The sequence below is a fragment of the Novosphingobium sediminis genome (assembly GCF_007991615.1).
Classification (GTDB): domain Bacteria; phylum Pseudomonadota; class Alphaproteobacteria; order Sphingomonadales; family Sphingomonadaceae; genus Novosphingobium; species Novosphingobium sediminis.
Genome location: NZ_BJYR01000003.1, coordinates 36,698 through 51,436, shown reverse-complemented (window position 1 = coordinate 51,436; position 14,739 = coordinate 36,698). Strand labels below are relative to the sequence as shown.

Below are 14,739 nucleotides of genomic sequence, written 5' to 3'. Positions count from 1 at the left end.
CATGGCTGACTATGATCTGGTGATCCGGGGCGGCACCATTGCCGATGGCAGCGGCGGGGATCTGATCGAAGGCGATCTCGCCATCGCGGGTGGCCGCATCGCCGCGATCGGCGCGTTCAGCGGGCGCGGCGCGGAAGAGATCGACGCAAAGGGGCGGATCGTCACCCCCGGCTTCATCGACGTCCACACGCATTATGACGGCCAGTGCATCTGGGCAGAGGAGCTTTCCCCGTCCTCGGCGCACGGCGTGACGGCAGCGGTCATGGGCAATTGCGGTGTCGGCTTCGCGCCCTGCCGCAAGGCCGATCACGATATGCTCATCAACGTGATGGAAGGCGTGGAAGATATCCCCGGCGTGGTGATGACCGAGGGGCTCTCGTGGGATTGGGAAACCTTCCCCGAATACCTCGACAAGGTCGCCGCCCAGAAGCGCGATATCGACGTTGCCGCCTATCTCCCGCACTCCCCCTTGCGCGTCTATGCCATGGGGACACGCGGTGCGGCGCGCGAACCGGCGACCGAGGCGGACCTTGCGCTGATGCGGCGCCTGACCGCGGAGGCCATGCGTGCCGGGGCCATCGGCTTTGCCACCTCGCGCCTCTCGATCCACAAGACGGCGGATGGCGGCGCGATCCCCACCTTCGATGCCGATATTGCGGAACTCGAAGCAATCACGCGCGGCATGGGCGATGTGGGCGCGGGCACGTTCCAGGTCGTGCTCGATGCCTTCGTCGGGTGGGACAAGGAATACCGCGTGATCGAGCGGGTGATCGCCGCGAGCGGGCGCCCCGCCACCTTCACGCTCGCTTCGGGCAACGATGCGCCGCCGCGCTGGCGCAAGGTCCTCGAAATGCTGGAGGCGACCAACGCTGCCGGCGGCACCGCCCACGCGCAAGTCATGCCGCGCCCGATCGGTCTGATCGCGGGGCTGGAACTGACGGTGCATCCCTTCGTGCTTTGCCCCAGCTGGAGCAAGATCGCACACCTGCCGATCCCCGAACAGGTTGCCGCGATGCGCGATCCCGCGCTGCGCGAGGCGCTGCTGAGCGAGGACTTCGCCCCCGGCCATCCGTTCAACGCGCTGGCCCGCAACTGGCGCTGGCTGTTCCCGCTCGACAATCCGCCAGACTATGCACCGCCTGCGCATATGAGCATGGCAGGGCAAGCCGCCGCACGCGGTTGCACGCCGCAGGAGATCGCATACGACCGCATTCTGGAGACGAAGGGCAAGGGGCTGTTCCTTGCCGCGCTAGGCAACTACGAGAACGCCAAGCTCGATAGCGCGCACGAGATGCTGAAGCATCCCTACTGCGTTCCCGGCCTCGGCGATGGCGGCGCGCATTATGGCGCGATCTGCGATGCGAGCTATTCGACTTACCTGCTGACCCAGTTTGTGAAGGGCGAAGGGCCGCTCAAGCTGGATCTGGCCGAGGCTGTGCACATGCTCGGCAGAAAGGCCGCGCGTGCGGTCGGCCTGAATGATCGCGGGCTGCTGGCTGTGGGTGAGCGCGCCGATCTTAACGTGATCGATCTCGACGGACTGTCGCTCCACCTCCCCGAAGTGGTGCGCGATCTGCCCGCCGGAGGCCGCCGTCTCCATCAGCGCGCGACGGGCTATGAAGCGACCGTGGTCGCGGGCGAAGTGATCCGCCGGTTCGACCAGTCCACCGGCGCGCGGCCGGGCAAGCTGATCCGGGGGGCGGGCTATCGCCTCAACTAGAAGATCGAAGTCCCCATCCCGCCATCAACCACCAACGACTGCCCGGTGACGAAGCTCGCCTGCGCGCTGCACAGCATGGCGACCATTGCGCCGAGATCTTCGGCATCGCCGAAGCGCCCGGCTGGAATGCGCACGGCTTTCACGAAGGCGGCGACTTCCTCGTCATAAGTCCGCCCATTCTTGGCTGCGCGCGGGTTCATCATCTCCTCGATCCCCGGCGTATGGTGCATGCCCGGCAGTATCGAGTTCACAGTCACGTTGTAGCGCGCCAGTTCCTTGGAGATCGCGTGGCAGTAGTTGGCGAGCGCCGCGCGCGGCGGGCCGGAAAGCACGCGCATTGCGGCTGGGTACTTCGCCGCACCGGTGCTGATGTTGACAATGCGGCCCCAGCGCCGCGCCATCATCGGCCCCGAAACAGCCTTGATATAGTCGATCGGGCTGAGCAGCGCGGTTGCCACGGATTTCTCGAACTCCTCGCGCGAGACATCGCGGAAATCGCCGGTGAACGGTGGCGGCGCGCAGGTTGCCACGAAGATGTCCGGATCGGGGCAGGCGGCAAGGATTGCGTCGCGGCCCTCGTCACTCGCGTGATCGGCCTTGATGGCGTGAACGCTTGCTCCCGTCTCGGCGGCGATGGCGGCGCAGGTGGCCTCAAGCCGCTCTGCTCCGCGCGCGGAAATGAATACTTCGGCCCCCTCGCGCGCCAAGGCCAGCGCGGCGCCGCGCCCCATACCTGCGCTGCCGCCATTGACCAGCGCCTTGCGGCCTTTGATTCCGAGATCCATCGTGCACCCTCACCAGCGTCCTGCCCGCTCTTCCTTTCGCTTAGCAAGGACCGCGTAAACTGGCGATATTGCTGGCGATCACCACGCATCGACATGTGCAACGCGTGTTGCACACCGCGTTCGTCCTGCTTATGCTGCGGCAGGAAGTTTGATCGGGGGAGAGGGACAATGAACAGCATGACTCCGGGCGTGATCGGTGCCGCGCCTCCTCCGCTGCCGGGCGATCCCGCGCGGGCTGTTCTTGAGCAGCATGCCGAGGCTTTGCTGGAGCACACTGCCGCACAGACATTCCCGCTGGCTGATGAAGTGATGCGCCTCGATCCTGCGCACTATACCTCGCCCGAACGGTTCGCGCGCGAGAAGGCGCGCATCTTCCAGCGCGTTCCGCTGGTGCTCGCGGCTTCGTGCGAGGTGCCGGGGCCGGGCGACTTCAAGACGCTGGAGGTGGCGGGCATCCCGATCCTGCTGGTCCGCGACCGGCACGGTGCGGTCCATGCGCTGCTCAACAGCTGCACCCATCGCGGCGTTGCGGTGGCAAGCGGCTGCGGTGCGGCGGCGCGGTTTACCTGCCCCTATCACGGCTGGACTTTCGCGCAGGACGGAGCCTTGCTCGGGGTCGCCAGCGCGACCGACTTCGGCGCAGTGGACAAGGCGGCGCTTGCAATGAAGCGCTTCCCAGTGACCGAGCGGGCCGGGCTTGTCTGGGCCATTCTTGACCCTGCAAGCCCGCACGATCCGGCAGACCTGCTTGGCGGGATCGACAGCCTGATCTCAGGCTTTGGCCTTGCGGGATGGACCCATGTGAGCAGCCGTACGCTGCATGGGCCCAACTGGAAGCTCGCCTTCGATGCGCATCTCGAGTTCTATCATGTGCCGGTGCTCCACCGCGAGACCTTTGGCCCGGACCGCAGCAACCGCGCGTTCTATTTCAGCCAGGGCCCGCACCAGCGGGTGATCGCCCCGCAGAGCCGGCCCGGCGCGGTTTCGCGCGACGACCTCTACGCGCTTGGCCGCGTGCCGACGGCAGGCGAACCGGCCGATCCGCTGCTGATGGGGGAATGGATCCTGTTTCCCGGGGTTTCCATCAACACATTCTACCCGGGCGGCCATCGCGGTGTGCTGCTTTCCATCGTCGTGCCGGGAGCGGAGGTCGGCACATCGACCACCACCCAGACGTTCCTCGCCGAAACTCCCCCCGATGCGGATACCCGCAAGGCAATGGAAGACCTTGGCGGCTTCCTTGCGCATGTGGTGGGGGATGAAGACCTCCCGACCTCGGCGTTCCAGCAGCATGTTTTCGGCACGGGGCTGGTCGACGAGGTGCGCTTTGGCCGCAACGAGGGCGGGCTTCAGCATTTCCACCGCTGGCTAGACCGGTTGATCGAGGCCGAGCAGGACGAACTCCCCGCGCTGCTCGCCTCGCCGTTTGCCTGAGCATGCCCGCCGCAATCGATCATGATGCGCGGCGCATTGCGCTGGCCGAAGTCGCCGCAGATCTCGTCGCGGCTGGCGGGGCGGAGGCGGCAACAGTGCGCGCGGTTGCGGCGGCGGCAGGGTTCAGCACCAAGGCGGTAACGCATTACTTTGCCGACAAGCGGGCGCTCATGCTGCTGACATATCGGCACGCCGCGCTCGGCTCAAAGGCGCGGACCGAGGCTTCGCAGCCTGCCGAGGGCGGGGACATTGCCGCCATGCTGCATGCCCTGCTGCCGACCGATCCCACCGTCGAGCGAGACTGGCGGGTGTGGTTCTCTTTCTGGGGCATGGCGATTGCCGACCCCGAATTCGCCGCCGAGCAGCGCACCCGGGTGCGCGAACTTGTTGGCCGGATTGGCGATGTGCTGGCGTGCGACCCGGCCTGTGCGCACCTTGCGGCCGACGAACGGCAGCCAGCGGCAAGCGCTCTGCTCGCCGCGCTCGTGGGGATCGCGACGCAGGTCGTGTTCGATCCCGAGGCTTGGCCCGCCGCCGAGCAAGTGCGAGCGATTGACAGCGCCTGTGCGCGCATCAAGCGGCAAGCGGCGCCTTCGCATCCGGCGCTGTCGCAATTTTGAGAGGGTGGCGGCCGGCAACTTGGCGCTAATCGTCAGAGGGTCCGGCTGGCGGCGCATTTGTCGGCGGCGGTGGAGCCACGGCGATGCGTCTTCGCTGCGCGGGGCCCTGTAAAAGGAATGCGATCATGCCAGAGGTGCCTGCGTTCGAGGATATCCGTTACGACCGTCCGGCGCCGCGCGTGGCCCGGATCACGCTGGCCCGGCCGGAAAAGCACAACGCGCAGGGCCTGCGCATGCTCTACGAGATCAACGATGCCCTCGATATCGCGATGGACGATGACGAAGTGAACGTCGTTGTGGTCGCGTCCGAAGGCAAGAACTTCTCTTCCGGCCACGATCTCAGCGACCGTGTGCGCATCGGCGATCTGCGCCCGCCAGTGCTCGGCTTCGGCGGTTATCGCCACAAGGGCCCGCAGGGCCACATGTCGCGCGAGCAGGAGGTCTACCTCGGCTTCTGCTGGCGCTGGCGCAACCTGCCCAAGCCGATCATCGTCGCCGTTCAAGGCAAGGCGATTGCGGGCGGACTCATGCTGATCTGGCCGTTCGACCTCATCATCGCATCCGATGATGCCGAGTTCTCCGATCCCGTCGTCGCCTTCGGGATGAACGGCCACGAATTCTTCGTCCACGCCTTCGAACTCGGCCACCGCAAGGCCAAACAGCTGCTGTTCACCGGCGAATCCATCGGCGCAGCGGAGGCGAAGTCGCTCGGCATGGTCAACGAAGTCGTCCCGCGCGCGGAGCTTGAGAGCTTCACGCTGGCAATGGCGGAAAAGATCGCTTCGCGCCCCGCCATCGGGCTCAAGACGGCGAAGATGAGCGTGAACCAGTCGATGGACGCGCAGGGGATGTGGAACGCGATCCAGTCCGCGTTCAATCTCCATCAGTTCGGCCACGCCAACAACTTCGCGATCTATGGCCAACTCGTCGATCCCGAGGGCCTGGACATCATCAAGCGCGAGGCACGGGCGAGCCGGAAGGACTAGCACTCGAACCCCGGCTTCAATCCCGGCAGCTACCGTGCCACCCCTGACGGCAGCCCCGCGGCGCATCGCAAGATGATGCTGGCTGGCGGGTGTGCGAAAGAGTAGGATTATCCGAAATACGGGGCAGGGGCATGCCAGTGACCGGATCGACGACCAAGACGCGTGTGCTGCATGCCCTGTTGCCGGCTGGGCAGGGGGTGCAGCCGGCACGCTGGCAGCAGCAGAAAAGTGCGCGCACGCGGCTGCGCATTATCGAGGCGGCGATCGATTGCCTGGTCGAAAGCGGCTATTCGGGCCTTACGACGCAGGCCGTGGTGGAGCGCACCGGGGTCTCGCGCGGGGCGATGCATCACCATTTCCCGACCCGGATGGAACTCGTCGGCGCGGTTGTCGAACATGTGTTCTTTGAACGCATGCGCCTGTTTCTCGAGGACTACCTCGAGAAGATGAAGGATGCATCGGAGGCGGAGCGGCTGGATATCGCCACGGCGGCGCACTGGCGCAGCGTGCAGACGCGCGAATACGCCGCCTATCTCGAATTGGCCGTCGCTGCGCGCACGGACCGCGAGCTTGACCAGTTCTTCGGCCCCGTCGCGCGCCGCTACGATGAAGTGTGGATCGCCGAAATGATTGAGGCCTTCCCGCACTGGCGCGACCAGTGGGAGCAGATGAAGCTCGCGAGCGACTTTGTGAACGTGCTCCACATGGGCCTGCTCCTGCAGCAACCGGTCTTCGGCGAGGCGCGGACACGGCTGACGCAGCGGCTCTCCAACGAGGTGCTGCGGCAGGTCTATGCCGGCAAGCTGGTGGTTTGAGGCATATCTGAGCGGTGCTGCTCCACCCGGTAGACGCGCATGCGCGGCCGGTCAAACAGGCGCTCCTCGTCCTCGGTGATGATCTGCCGCGTCTCCGGTTCCGCCAGCGCGGCAAAGCAGGCACTCATGGCCGCTTCATCGGCGAATTCGATCTCCATGGCGACGTCGAAATCATGGTCCGCGTCGGTGCCGTCAATGGGATGCAGATGCTTGCGTTCATACCGGATCGCCCAAGGACCAAGCACCTTCTCGCCGATCAGGCGGTGATGCGTCTCGTAATAGGCGATGAAATCGGCCTTGCTCATATCGGCACGGCGCTTGAGCAGCGTAAGGACAGTCACTGTCATGCGGGTCTCCCCTTTTGCGGGGTATAGTTTATCCCATTGCCCTCGGCGCTGCGGCTGGCGAATAGGTTAGGCGGCCGGGATAGCTTCGACCGGAACCACAACCGCTGCCAGCGCCAGCGGTGCCGCACGGTGCGAAGCGATCAGCAGGCCGGTGCCGGTCGCATCGAGCCATGCCCCGAGCGCGGCCACCAGCGAGGCTTCGGTTGCCGCGTCGAGGCCCTCGGTCGGCTCGTCCAGCAGCAGCCACGGCCGCTCCGCCAGCAGCGCCCGCGCCAGCGATAGCCGCTTGCGCTCCCCGCCCGAGAGAATGCCGCCGTCTTCGCCGAGCATCGTATCGAGCCCTTGCGGCATACGCGTGATCCGGTCCCACAATTGCGCGGTGCGCAGCGCCTGCTCCATCGCCGCCGCGTCGATTCCGGGCCGGGCGAGGCGCAGGTTATCGGCCACCGTGCCGGCGATCAGCATGGGCTCCTGCGGGGCGAGCGCGATCTGCCTGCGCAGTTCCGCCTCCGGCAGCATGGCCAGCGCCTTGCCGTCAAGCGAGAGCAGATGCGCCGGCGCGCGCAGGCCGGCCAGTGCCTCGATCACGCGTGTCTTGCCGGAACCCGAGGGGCCGGTAAGCGCGATCCGGCTGCCGGCTGCAAAGGTGGCTTGGCCGAGGCCGAGCGGCCATGACGCCGTCGCTGCCACGGACGGCGCATCCTGCGGTGCCGGCAGTGCCAGCAGCACCCGCAGGCGCTCGGTCCCCTCGGCCACGGCGGCTTCGCGCGCGCTGGAGCGGGCGATCGCGGCAACAGCCTCGATGCATGCAGTGGCGGCGAGCATGGCGAGTGCGGTCAGTGGTGCGCTGGCGGTGCTTGCCATCAGGGTGAGCGCAGCGGCCAATGCGCTCCCAAGGATCAGCAGCCCGCTGCTGGCCGCTTCGATCCGCGCCAACTGGCGTTGGGCGCTATCCAGCCTGTCCGCTTGCTCTGCCAGCAAGCCGGTCACGCGGTCTGCCAGGCCGTAAGTGATGATTTCGCTGCGCGCGGCGGCGTAGTCCACCAACATGCGCCGCAGCGCAGCTGTCGCGGCGGCGGCCTCGGCAGCCGGGGCGGCGCTGAGGCGCGTCGGCAGGATCGCCAGCGCGGCAAGGAGGAGCGCCAGCACGGCCAGCAGCAGCAAGGCGGCCAGCCACCCCGCGAGCGCCACTGCGCCAATACCGACAAGCATCGTCCCGATCGCCGCCGGGATACCGGGGCGCCGCACGACGAGATCTTCGAGCGCTGCGATGTCCCCGATCAGCCGCGCGCTCGCGTCGCCGCCCGAAAGGTCGGGAGCGCTGCGGCCATCCGCGTGGGCGAGCCGGGCGAACAGGGTGCTGCGCAGCCCCGCAAGGGCGTGGAGCGCGGCTTCATGGCTCCACAGCCGCTCGCCATAGCGCGCCGCCGTGCGCACGATGGCAAGGCCCCGGATCGCGGCGGCCGGGATCAGGTAGTTGAAGGCCGCAATGGCTGCAGCCCCGCTCGCGCCGGCCAAGGCGGCGGCAGTCAGGAACCAGCCGGACAGTGCGAGCAGGACGAGCCCGCCGATGCCCGCCGCCAGCGCCGCAGCAAAGCCCAGCGCGATGCGGCTCTTTACGCGCCGCGGCAGGGGCAGGGGGAAGCGCACCGAGATCACAGTGCAATCACCTGATCCGCGAGGGCAGCAAGGCGCTCATCGTGTGTCGCGACGATTACCGCCCGCCGCTGCGCTTCCGCCTTGAGCAGCGCGATGATCTGGTCGGCGCTGGCGGCATCAAGATCGGCGGTTGGCTCGTCTGCCAGCAAGAGCGGCCGATCCGCGATCAGCGCGCGGGCAAGGCCCAGGCGTCGCCGCTCCCCGCCGGAAAGCCATGCGCCGTGGTGGTCGATGGCGGTGGCAAGGCCATTGTCGCGGCGGGCCACCAGCGCATCGAGCCCCACCGCGCGCATGGCTGCGGCAACTTCGTCCTCGCCAGCGTCAGGCCGGCCCAGCCGCAGATTGTCGTCCAGCGTGGTCGGGAGCAGCAGCGGCACTTGCCCGGCCCACGCAATGGCTTCCGCCGGCAGGGTTTCGAGCGCGCCTTCGCTTGGGGCGACTTGGCCGGCAATCGCGGCAAGCAGGCTGGTCTTGCCGCTGCCCGTCGGCCCGGTGATGCACACAAGGCCGCGCGCGCCAAGCTCGAAGCTGATCGGGCCGATGCGGTGCCCCGGCCAGACAATCGCAACGCTCTGCAGCGAGACATGATCTGACGCGGCAGGGCGGCTGACCGGCTCCGGCACTTGCGCCAGCGCCTTCTCGGCTGCTTCACCAAGCTGCTTCTCGTGATACGCAGCGGCGAGGCGGCGCATCGGCAAATAGAACTCAGGGGCCATCACCAGCACGAAGAACGCGGCCCGGTAGTCGAGCTGTTCGGGCGGGTTGAACGGCAGCAGGCCGAGCAGGCTGAAGCCGCAATAGACCGCGACAAGCGCCACGCTCAGCGCTGCGAAGAACTCGAGCACCGCGCTGGACAGAAACGCTGCCCGCAGGACCGCGATGGTCCGCTCGGCAACGTCCTCGGCGGCACCGCCCGCCTGCCGTGCAATCCTGTCTTCCGCAGCGAAGTGGCGGATGATCGGCAGATGTCGGATGCGATCCACATAAAGCGCGGATAGCGCAGTGATTGCTGCCATCTGCCGGTCTGCGGCTTGACGGGCTGCGCCGCCGGCGAGGATCATGCCGATCACGAACGGGATCAGCGTCAGGAACAGGATCAGCGCGGCGACCCGGCTTTGCAGCGCGACCACAAGGACGACGAGGATCGGCGCCATTGTCGCCGATTTGCGCACGGGATCGAACCGGGCAACCTTCGCCTGCTCGGCGGCGACGTGATCGATCGCCAGCGTCGCGGTTGCGCCAAGGGCCGGGGCTGCCGGCCCAGCCAGCGAGAGCAGGTGTGGGAACAGCGTTGCGCGCCGCGACCGGGCGAGCAACCGGCCTTCGTCGAAGCCAAGGACTTGCGCGCCATACAGGCTGGCAAGCCGCAGCAGGCCGCCGAGCAGCATCAGGGCGGCACCTGTAGCCATGCCTGAAGTGCCTTCCAGCCGCGCCTCAAGCGCGCTGGCGGCGCCCCACGCGAATATGCCCGCGCCGATTATATCGGAAGTCCAGGCAAGGCCTGCCGCTTTGGGTATCCTCATGATTTGGAATCGTTTATTGGGCGGCGGGCGGCGGCGAGAGACTCGGTCCCGCCGCTGCGCTCAGGCCACGAAAGGGCACAAGCGATGGATATGGCAGTGGTGGAACTTTCCCGGCTGCAGTTCGCATTGACCGCGCTGTACCATTTCCTGTTCGTGCCGCTCACGCTCGGCTTGTCGTTCATTCTGGTCATCATGGAAAGCGTCTATGTGATGACCGACCGCCCGATATGGCGGGATATCACCCGATTTTGGGGCAAGCTCTTCGGAATCAACTTCGTGCTGGGTGTCGCAACCGGGCTCACCATGGAGTTCGAGTTCGGCACGAACTGGTCCTACTACTCGCACTACGTGGGCGACATTTTCGGCGCGCCACTGGCGATCGAGGGGCTGATGGCCTTCTTCCTCGAGGCCACGTTCGTCGGGCTGATGTTCTTCGGTTGGGACAAGCTGAGCGCACGCCAGCACCTGTTCACGACCTTCATGGTCGCGCTGGGCTCCAACCTTTCGGCGCTGTGGATCCTGATCGCCAACGGCTGGATGCAGCATCCCACGGGGGCCGAGTTCAACCCGATCACCATGCGCATGGAAGTGACGAATTTCTTCGATGTGGTGTTCAATCCCGTCGCGCAGGCCAAGTTCGTCCACACGGTGAGCGCGGGCTATGTCGCCGCAAGCGTGTTCGTGCTGGGCGTTTCGGCCTGGTACCTGCTCAAGGGGCGGCATCTCGAACTCGCCAAGCGCAGCTTTGCGGTTGCCGCCGCGTTCGGGCTGGCATCAGCGCTGTCGGTCGTCGTGCTCGGCGATGAGAGCGGCTACACGCTGACCGACAACCAGAAGATGAAGCTCGCCGCAGTCGAAGCGGAATGGCACACTGAACCGGCTCCTGCGGGGATCGCGGTGTTCGGTCTGCCTTCGAGCACGGGGCGCGAGACGCTCTTCGAGGTCAAGATTCCCTACGTCCTCGGCATTATCGGCACGCGCAGCCTGACCGGGCAGGTCGAGGGGATCTATCCGCTTGTCGCCCACGCCCGCATGCGCATCGAGCATGGGCTGGTGGCCTATGACGCGGTCGAGAAGCTCAAGGTCAATCCCAAGGATGTTGCGGCCCGCGCGCAGTTTGAAAGCGCCAAGGATGATCTCGGCTATGCCCTGCTGCTGAAGCGGTTCGTGGCGGATCCGCGCAAGGCTGACAGCGCCGCGCTAGACAAGGCGGCGTGGTCTACCGTGCCCAACGTGCCGGCGCTGTTCTGGATGTTCCGCGGTATGGCGGGGCTCGGCTTCCTGTTCATCGGCTTTTTCGCGACCGCGCTGGTCATGGCCAATACGCGGCGGTTCAATGCCAAGTGGTTCCTGCGCGCCGCGGTGATGATCATCCCGCTGCCGTGGGTTGCTATCGAGCTTGGCTGGATGGTGGCCGAAATCGGCCGCCAGCCGTGGGCGGTCGATGGCGTGCTGCCAACCTTCCTTGGCGCATCGAGCCTCACCACCGCGCAGATCTGGACGACCATCGCAGGCTTCACGCTGCTCTACAGCGCGCTTGCGGTGATCGAGGTGCGGCTGATGCTGGCGACAATCCGGCACGGGCCGGAAGGCTACACGCCTTGGCAACCGCGCCGCGACCCGGTTCCGCCGCCACAGGCGCCCACCCCGTTCCACAGCGTTCCCGCCGAGTGAAGGAGAGGCGCGATGACGCTGCCGCTTGATTACGAGACGCTCCGGTTGATCTGGTGGGCGCTGATCGGCGTATTGCTGATCGGCTTCGCACTAACCGACGGGTTCGACCTTGGCGCGATGGCGCTCCTGCCCTTTGTCGCGAAGAACGACCTTGAGCGGCGCATGGTCATCAACACCGTGAGCGCGACCTGGGAAGGCAACCAGGTGTGGTTCATCCTCGGCGGCGGAGCGATCTTCGCGGCCTGGCCCTATGTCTATGCTGTGAGTTTCTCCGGCTTCTACCTTGCGATGTTTCTTGTGCTGGCGGCGTTGATCCTGCGCCCGGTCGGCTTCAAGTACCGCTCCAAGCGGCCAGACCCGGCGTGGCGCGCGCGGTGGGATTGGGCGTTGTTTACGGGCGGTCTGGTGCCTGCGCTGGTTTTCGGCGTCGCGGTGGGCAACGTGCTGCTGGGCGCACCCTTCCGCCTCGATGGCGATCTGCGCGCGAGCTATGAAGGCTCGCTGCTGGGCCTGTTCACGCCGTTCAGCCTGCTGACCGGCGTGCTGTCGGTGGCAATGTTGGTGACGCACGGTGCCGGCTGGCTGGCGATGAAGCTGGAACCGGGACCAGTGCAGCACCGTGCGCGGCAAATTGGCGCGGGTGCTGCGGTGGCAACCCTTGTCCTGTTCGCCGCGGGTGGAGCCTATGTCGCATGGGGCGGTCTGGGCTTCCGCATGGCCGATGTGGTCGATACCGGCGGTCCGTCCAATCCGCACCTTGCCCGCGCGATTGCCGCGCCGGGCGCGTGGCTCGACAACTATGGAGCGCATCCGTGGCTGATGGCGGCGCCCTTGCTCGGTCTTTTCGGTCCGCTCGTGGCACTAGCGGGCCTGCGAATCCGGCGTGATGCGCTGGCGTTTGCCGGTTCGACCTTGGCGGCCGCCGGGATCATCGCCACGGTCGGGCTCTCGATGTTTCCGTTCATCCTGCCCAGCGCCATCGACCCGGCTTCGAGCCTGACGGTATGGAACGCCTCGTCCAGCCACCTCACCCTGTTCATCATGCTGGTGGTGGTGCTGATCTTCCTGCCGATCGTGCTCGCTTACACGACCTGGGCCTACCGGGTGATGTTCGGCCGAGTGGGCGCCGAAGAAGTCCGCCTAAACCCCGACATGTACTGAGAGAGAGCAAGCGCGATGTGGTATTTTTCGTGGATACTCGGCCTTGGCCTTGCGGTGAGCGTCGCCATCCTCAACGGCATCTGGCACGAGTTCCATTCAGACCCGGCCGGTGACAAGACCGTGCAGGACTGAAGCAGATTGCAGGACGGGTGCATGAAGGGGCGCATTGCGGTTATCTCGGCTGCGGCGAGCGGCATCGGCCTTGCCATTGCCGAGGCGCTCTGCGGTAATGGCTGGCGGGTCTATGCGGGCGATCAGGATACGGCGGCAGTAGAGGCGCTTCGCGGGCGCGAAAACTTCGCCGCAATGGTGTGCGATGTCAGCGATGCGGCGTCGGTCGCGCAGTTTTACGCATGGATCGCAAGCGATCTGATGGCTCGCGGTGCTGCGGGCATTGATCTCCTCGTCAACAACGCCGGGATTTCCGGGCCGACTGCGCGGTTGGAGGATCAGCCCATCGAGGCGTGGAACGCCACAATAAACGTCAACCTCAATGGCACGTTCCTGATGACTCGCAGCGCTATCCCGCTGCTGCGCCGCCGCGCTCCGGGATCGGCGATCATTTGCATGAGTTCGAACGCGGGCCTGTTTGGCTGTCCGCTGCGGGGTCCGTATGTGGCCAGCAAGTGGGCGCTGATCGGGCTGACCAAGACGCTCGCGATGGAACTGGGGCCCGAGGGCATCCGCGTGAACGCGATCTGCCCGGGAAGCGTGGAAGGTCCGCGCATCGATCGCGTGATCGCGGCGGATGCAGCTGAGCGGGGCCTCACCACCGAAGAGGTCGAGCGCGAATACAAGCGGCAGAGCTCGCTGCGCACCTTCGCGGCCAAGGAGGATGTGGCGGCAATGGTGCAATACCTTATGTCGCCGGCCGGGGCGCGGATTTCCGGGCAGGCGCTGGCGATCGACGGGCATACCGAGAGCCTGTCATTGGATATGGAGGCTTGATGCGCGCGGTTTGGTATGAAGAGACTGGCCCTGCTGCGCAGGTACTGCGGCTGGGAGAGATGGAGACACCGCAGCCCGGTGCAGGCGAAGTGCGGGTGCGGCTGCATGCCTCGGGCGTGAACCCGTCCGACGTGAAATCGCGCGCCGGGCTGCGCGGCCCCATCGCCTTTCCGCGCGTCATACCGCATTCCGACGGAGCCGGCGTGATCGACGCGGTCGGCGAGGGCGTTTCGCCCGCGAGGATCGGCACGCGCGTCTGGGTGTGGAACTCGGCCTATCGCCGGCCCTTCGGCACCTCGGCTGAATATGTCTGCCTGCCCGAAGTGCAGGCCGTGCCGCTGCCGCAGGGCACCAGCTTCGAGGCTGGCGCCTGCCTCGGCATTCCGGCCTCCACTGCTTGCCATGCCGTGTTCGCCGATGGCGACGTTACAGGGCAGACCGTGCTGGTGACAGGCGGCGCCGGTGCAGTCGGGCACTATGCCATTCAGCTGGCCCGGTGGGGCGGCGCGCGGGTGATCGCGACGGTGAGCGGACCGGAAAAGGCGCGCGCGGCGCAGGAAGCTGGCGCTGATGCCGTGGTGAATTACCGCGACGGCGATATCGCCAATGCGATCCTCGCAGCCAACCAGGGCAGGCCGGTCGATCGCGTGGTCGAAGTGGAGTTTGGCGGGAATCTGCCGGTGACGTCCGCCGTGATCGGTGACGGAGGGGTCATCGCCGCCTATGGCTCGATGGCTGATGCCGAGCCGAAGCTGCCGTTCTACCCGCTGATGTTCCGCCACGTGACGCTCAGGATGTTGCTGGTCTACCTGCTTTCCTCGCAGGAGCGCGCGCGCATGATCGCGCGCCTGACGGCCGCACTGGAAGATGGCGCGCTGAACCACGCGATTGCCGCCACGTTTGATCTGGCAGACAGCGCCAAGGCGCACGAAACAGTCGAATCCGGGCGGCTAATCGGGAATGCTGTCATCACGATTCCCTGAACAGATATATGACTTTGGCAATTGACGGATAGGCGAGCAATCGCCCATCCCTTGCACTTCCGCGCACCGTGAACCGAAGTGCGC

14 protein-coding genes are annotated in these 14,739 nt (G+C 66.4%); 10 read left to right on the top strand and 4 right to left on the bottom strand.

Annotated features, from left to right (window positions below; genetic code table 11):
- Nucleotide 1: 1 nt before the first annotated feature.
- Nucleotides 2–1,720, top strand: coding sequence for an N-acyl-D-amino-acid deacylase family protein (locus NSE01_RS02580; protein WP_147158071.1), 1,719 nt, complete (start codon nt 2–4; stop codon nt 1,718–1,720).
- On the opposite strand, the gene NSE01_RS02575 is transcribed toward NSE01_RS02580, so the two are convergent.
- Nucleotides 1,717–2,505 carry an SDR family oxidoreductase gene (locus NSE01_RS02575; RefSeq protein WP_147158070.1) on the bottom strand — a complete coding sequence of 263 codons (789 nt, stop codon included), beginning with the start codon at nt 2,503–2,505 and terminating at the stop codon, nt 1,717–1,719. The genes NSE01_RS02580 and NSE01_RS02575 overlap by 4 nt on opposite strands.
- 168 nt (nt 2,506–2,673) lie before the next feature.
- On the opposite strand from NSE01_RS02575, the gene NSE01_RS02570 reads away from it, so the two are divergent.
- From NSE01_RS02570 to NSE01_RS02555, 4 genes are all read left to right on the top strand, one after another.
- The gene (locus NSE01_RS02570; RefSeq protein WP_170233741.1) at nt 2,674–3,939 is read left to right on the top strand and encodes an aromatic ring-hydroxylating oxygenase subunit alpha; all 1,266 of its coding nucleotides are present in this window, start codon (nt 2,674–2,676) and stop codon (nt 3,937–3,939) included.
- 2 nt (nt 3,940–3,941) lie between these two features.
- Nucleotides 3,942–4,559, top strand: coding sequence for a TetR family transcriptional regulator C-terminal domain-containing protein (locus NSE01_RS02565; protein WP_147158068.1), 618 nt, complete (start codon nt 3,942–3,944; stop codon nt 4,557–4,559).
- Between the two features lie 125 nt (nt 4,560–4,684).
- Entirely contained in the window at nt 4,685–5,545 is an 861-nt protein-coding gene (locus NSE01_RS02560; RefSeq protein WP_218033233.1) for an enoyl-CoA hydratase, read from the top strand.
- 137 nt (nt 5,546–5,682) lie between these two features.
- Nucleotides 5,683–6,360, top strand: coding sequence for a TetR/AcrR family transcriptional regulator (locus NSE01_RS02555; RefSeq protein ID WP_147158067.1), 678 nt, complete (start codon nt 5,683–5,685; stop codon nt 6,358–6,360).
- Here NSE01_RS02555 and NSE01_RS02550 read toward each other — a convergent pair.
- The 3 genes from NSE01_RS02550 to NSE01_RS02540 form a co-directional block, all read right to left on the bottom strand.
- Nucleotides 6,336–6,707 (bottom strand): EthD domain-containing protein, encoded by a 372-nt coding sequence (locus NSE01_RS02550; RefSeq protein ID WP_147158066.1) that lies wholly within the window; start codon nt 6,705–6,707, stop codon nt 6,336–6,338. The genes NSE01_RS02555 and NSE01_RS02550 overlap by 25 nt on opposite strands.
- Before the next feature lie 66 nt (nt 6,708–6,773).
- Nucleotides 6,774–8,366, bottom strand: a complete 1,593-nt coding sequence (locus NSE01_RS02545; protein ID WP_246134995.1) for an ATP-binding cassette domain-containing protein — start codon at nt 8,364–8,366, stop codon at nt 6,774–6,776.
- Nucleotides 8,363–9,889 carry an ABC transporter ATP-binding protein/permease gene (locus NSE01_RS02540; protein ID WP_147158065.1) on the bottom strand — a complete coding sequence of 509 codons (1,527 nt, stop codon included), beginning with the start codon at nt 9,887–9,889 and terminating at the stop codon, nt 8,363–8,365. The genes NSE01_RS02545 and NSE01_RS02540 overlap by 4 nt, the downstream gene beginning before the upstream one ends.
- Nucleotides 9,890–9,973: 84 nt before the next feature.
- Here NSE01_RS02540 and NSE01_RS02535 point away from each other — a divergent pair, with 84 nt between their 5' ends.
- From NSE01_RS02535 to NSE01_RS02515, 5 genes are read left to right on the top strand one after another with little or no spacing between them, the layout of a single operon-like run.
- On the top strand, nt 9,974–11,563 hold the full coding sequence (locus tag NSE01_RS02535; protein ID WP_147158064.1) for a cytochrome ubiquinol oxidase subunit I: 1,590 nt from the start codon (nt 9,974–9,976) through the stop codon (nt 11,561–11,563).
- A gap of 12 nt (nt 11,564–11,575) precedes the next feature.
- Nucleotides 11,576–12,724 (top strand): cytochrome d ubiquinol oxidase subunit II, encoded by a 1,149-nt coding sequence (cydB, locus tag NSE01_RS02530; protein ID WP_147158063.1) that lies wholly within the window; start codon nt 11,576–11,578, stop codon nt 12,722–12,724.
- Nucleotides 12,725–12,739: 15 nt separating this feature from the next.
- A complete protein-coding gene (cydX, locus tag NSE01_RS02525) occupies nt 12,740–12,856 on the top strand; it encodes a cytochrome bd-I oxidase subunit CydX (RefSeq protein ID WP_072380472.1) in 117 nt (38 codons plus the stop codon).
- A 21-nt stretch (nt 12,857–12,877) separates the two neighbouring features.
- Nucleotides 12,878–13,672 carry an SDR family oxidoreductase gene (locus tag NSE01_RS02520; RefSeq protein WP_147158062.1) on the top strand — a complete coding sequence of 265 codons (795 nt, stop codon included), beginning with the start codon at nt 12,878–12,880 and terminating at the stop codon, nt 13,670–13,672.
- Nucleotides 13,672–14,655: an NADPH:quinone reductase gene (locus NSE01_RS02515; protein ID WP_147158061.1), complete on the top strand. Its 984-nt coding sequence runs from the start codon at nt 13,672–13,674 to the stop codon at nt 14,653–14,655. The genes NSE01_RS02520 and NSE01_RS02515 overlap by 1 nt, the downstream gene beginning before the upstream one ends.
- Nucleotides 14,656–14,739 lie beyond the last annotated feature (84 nt).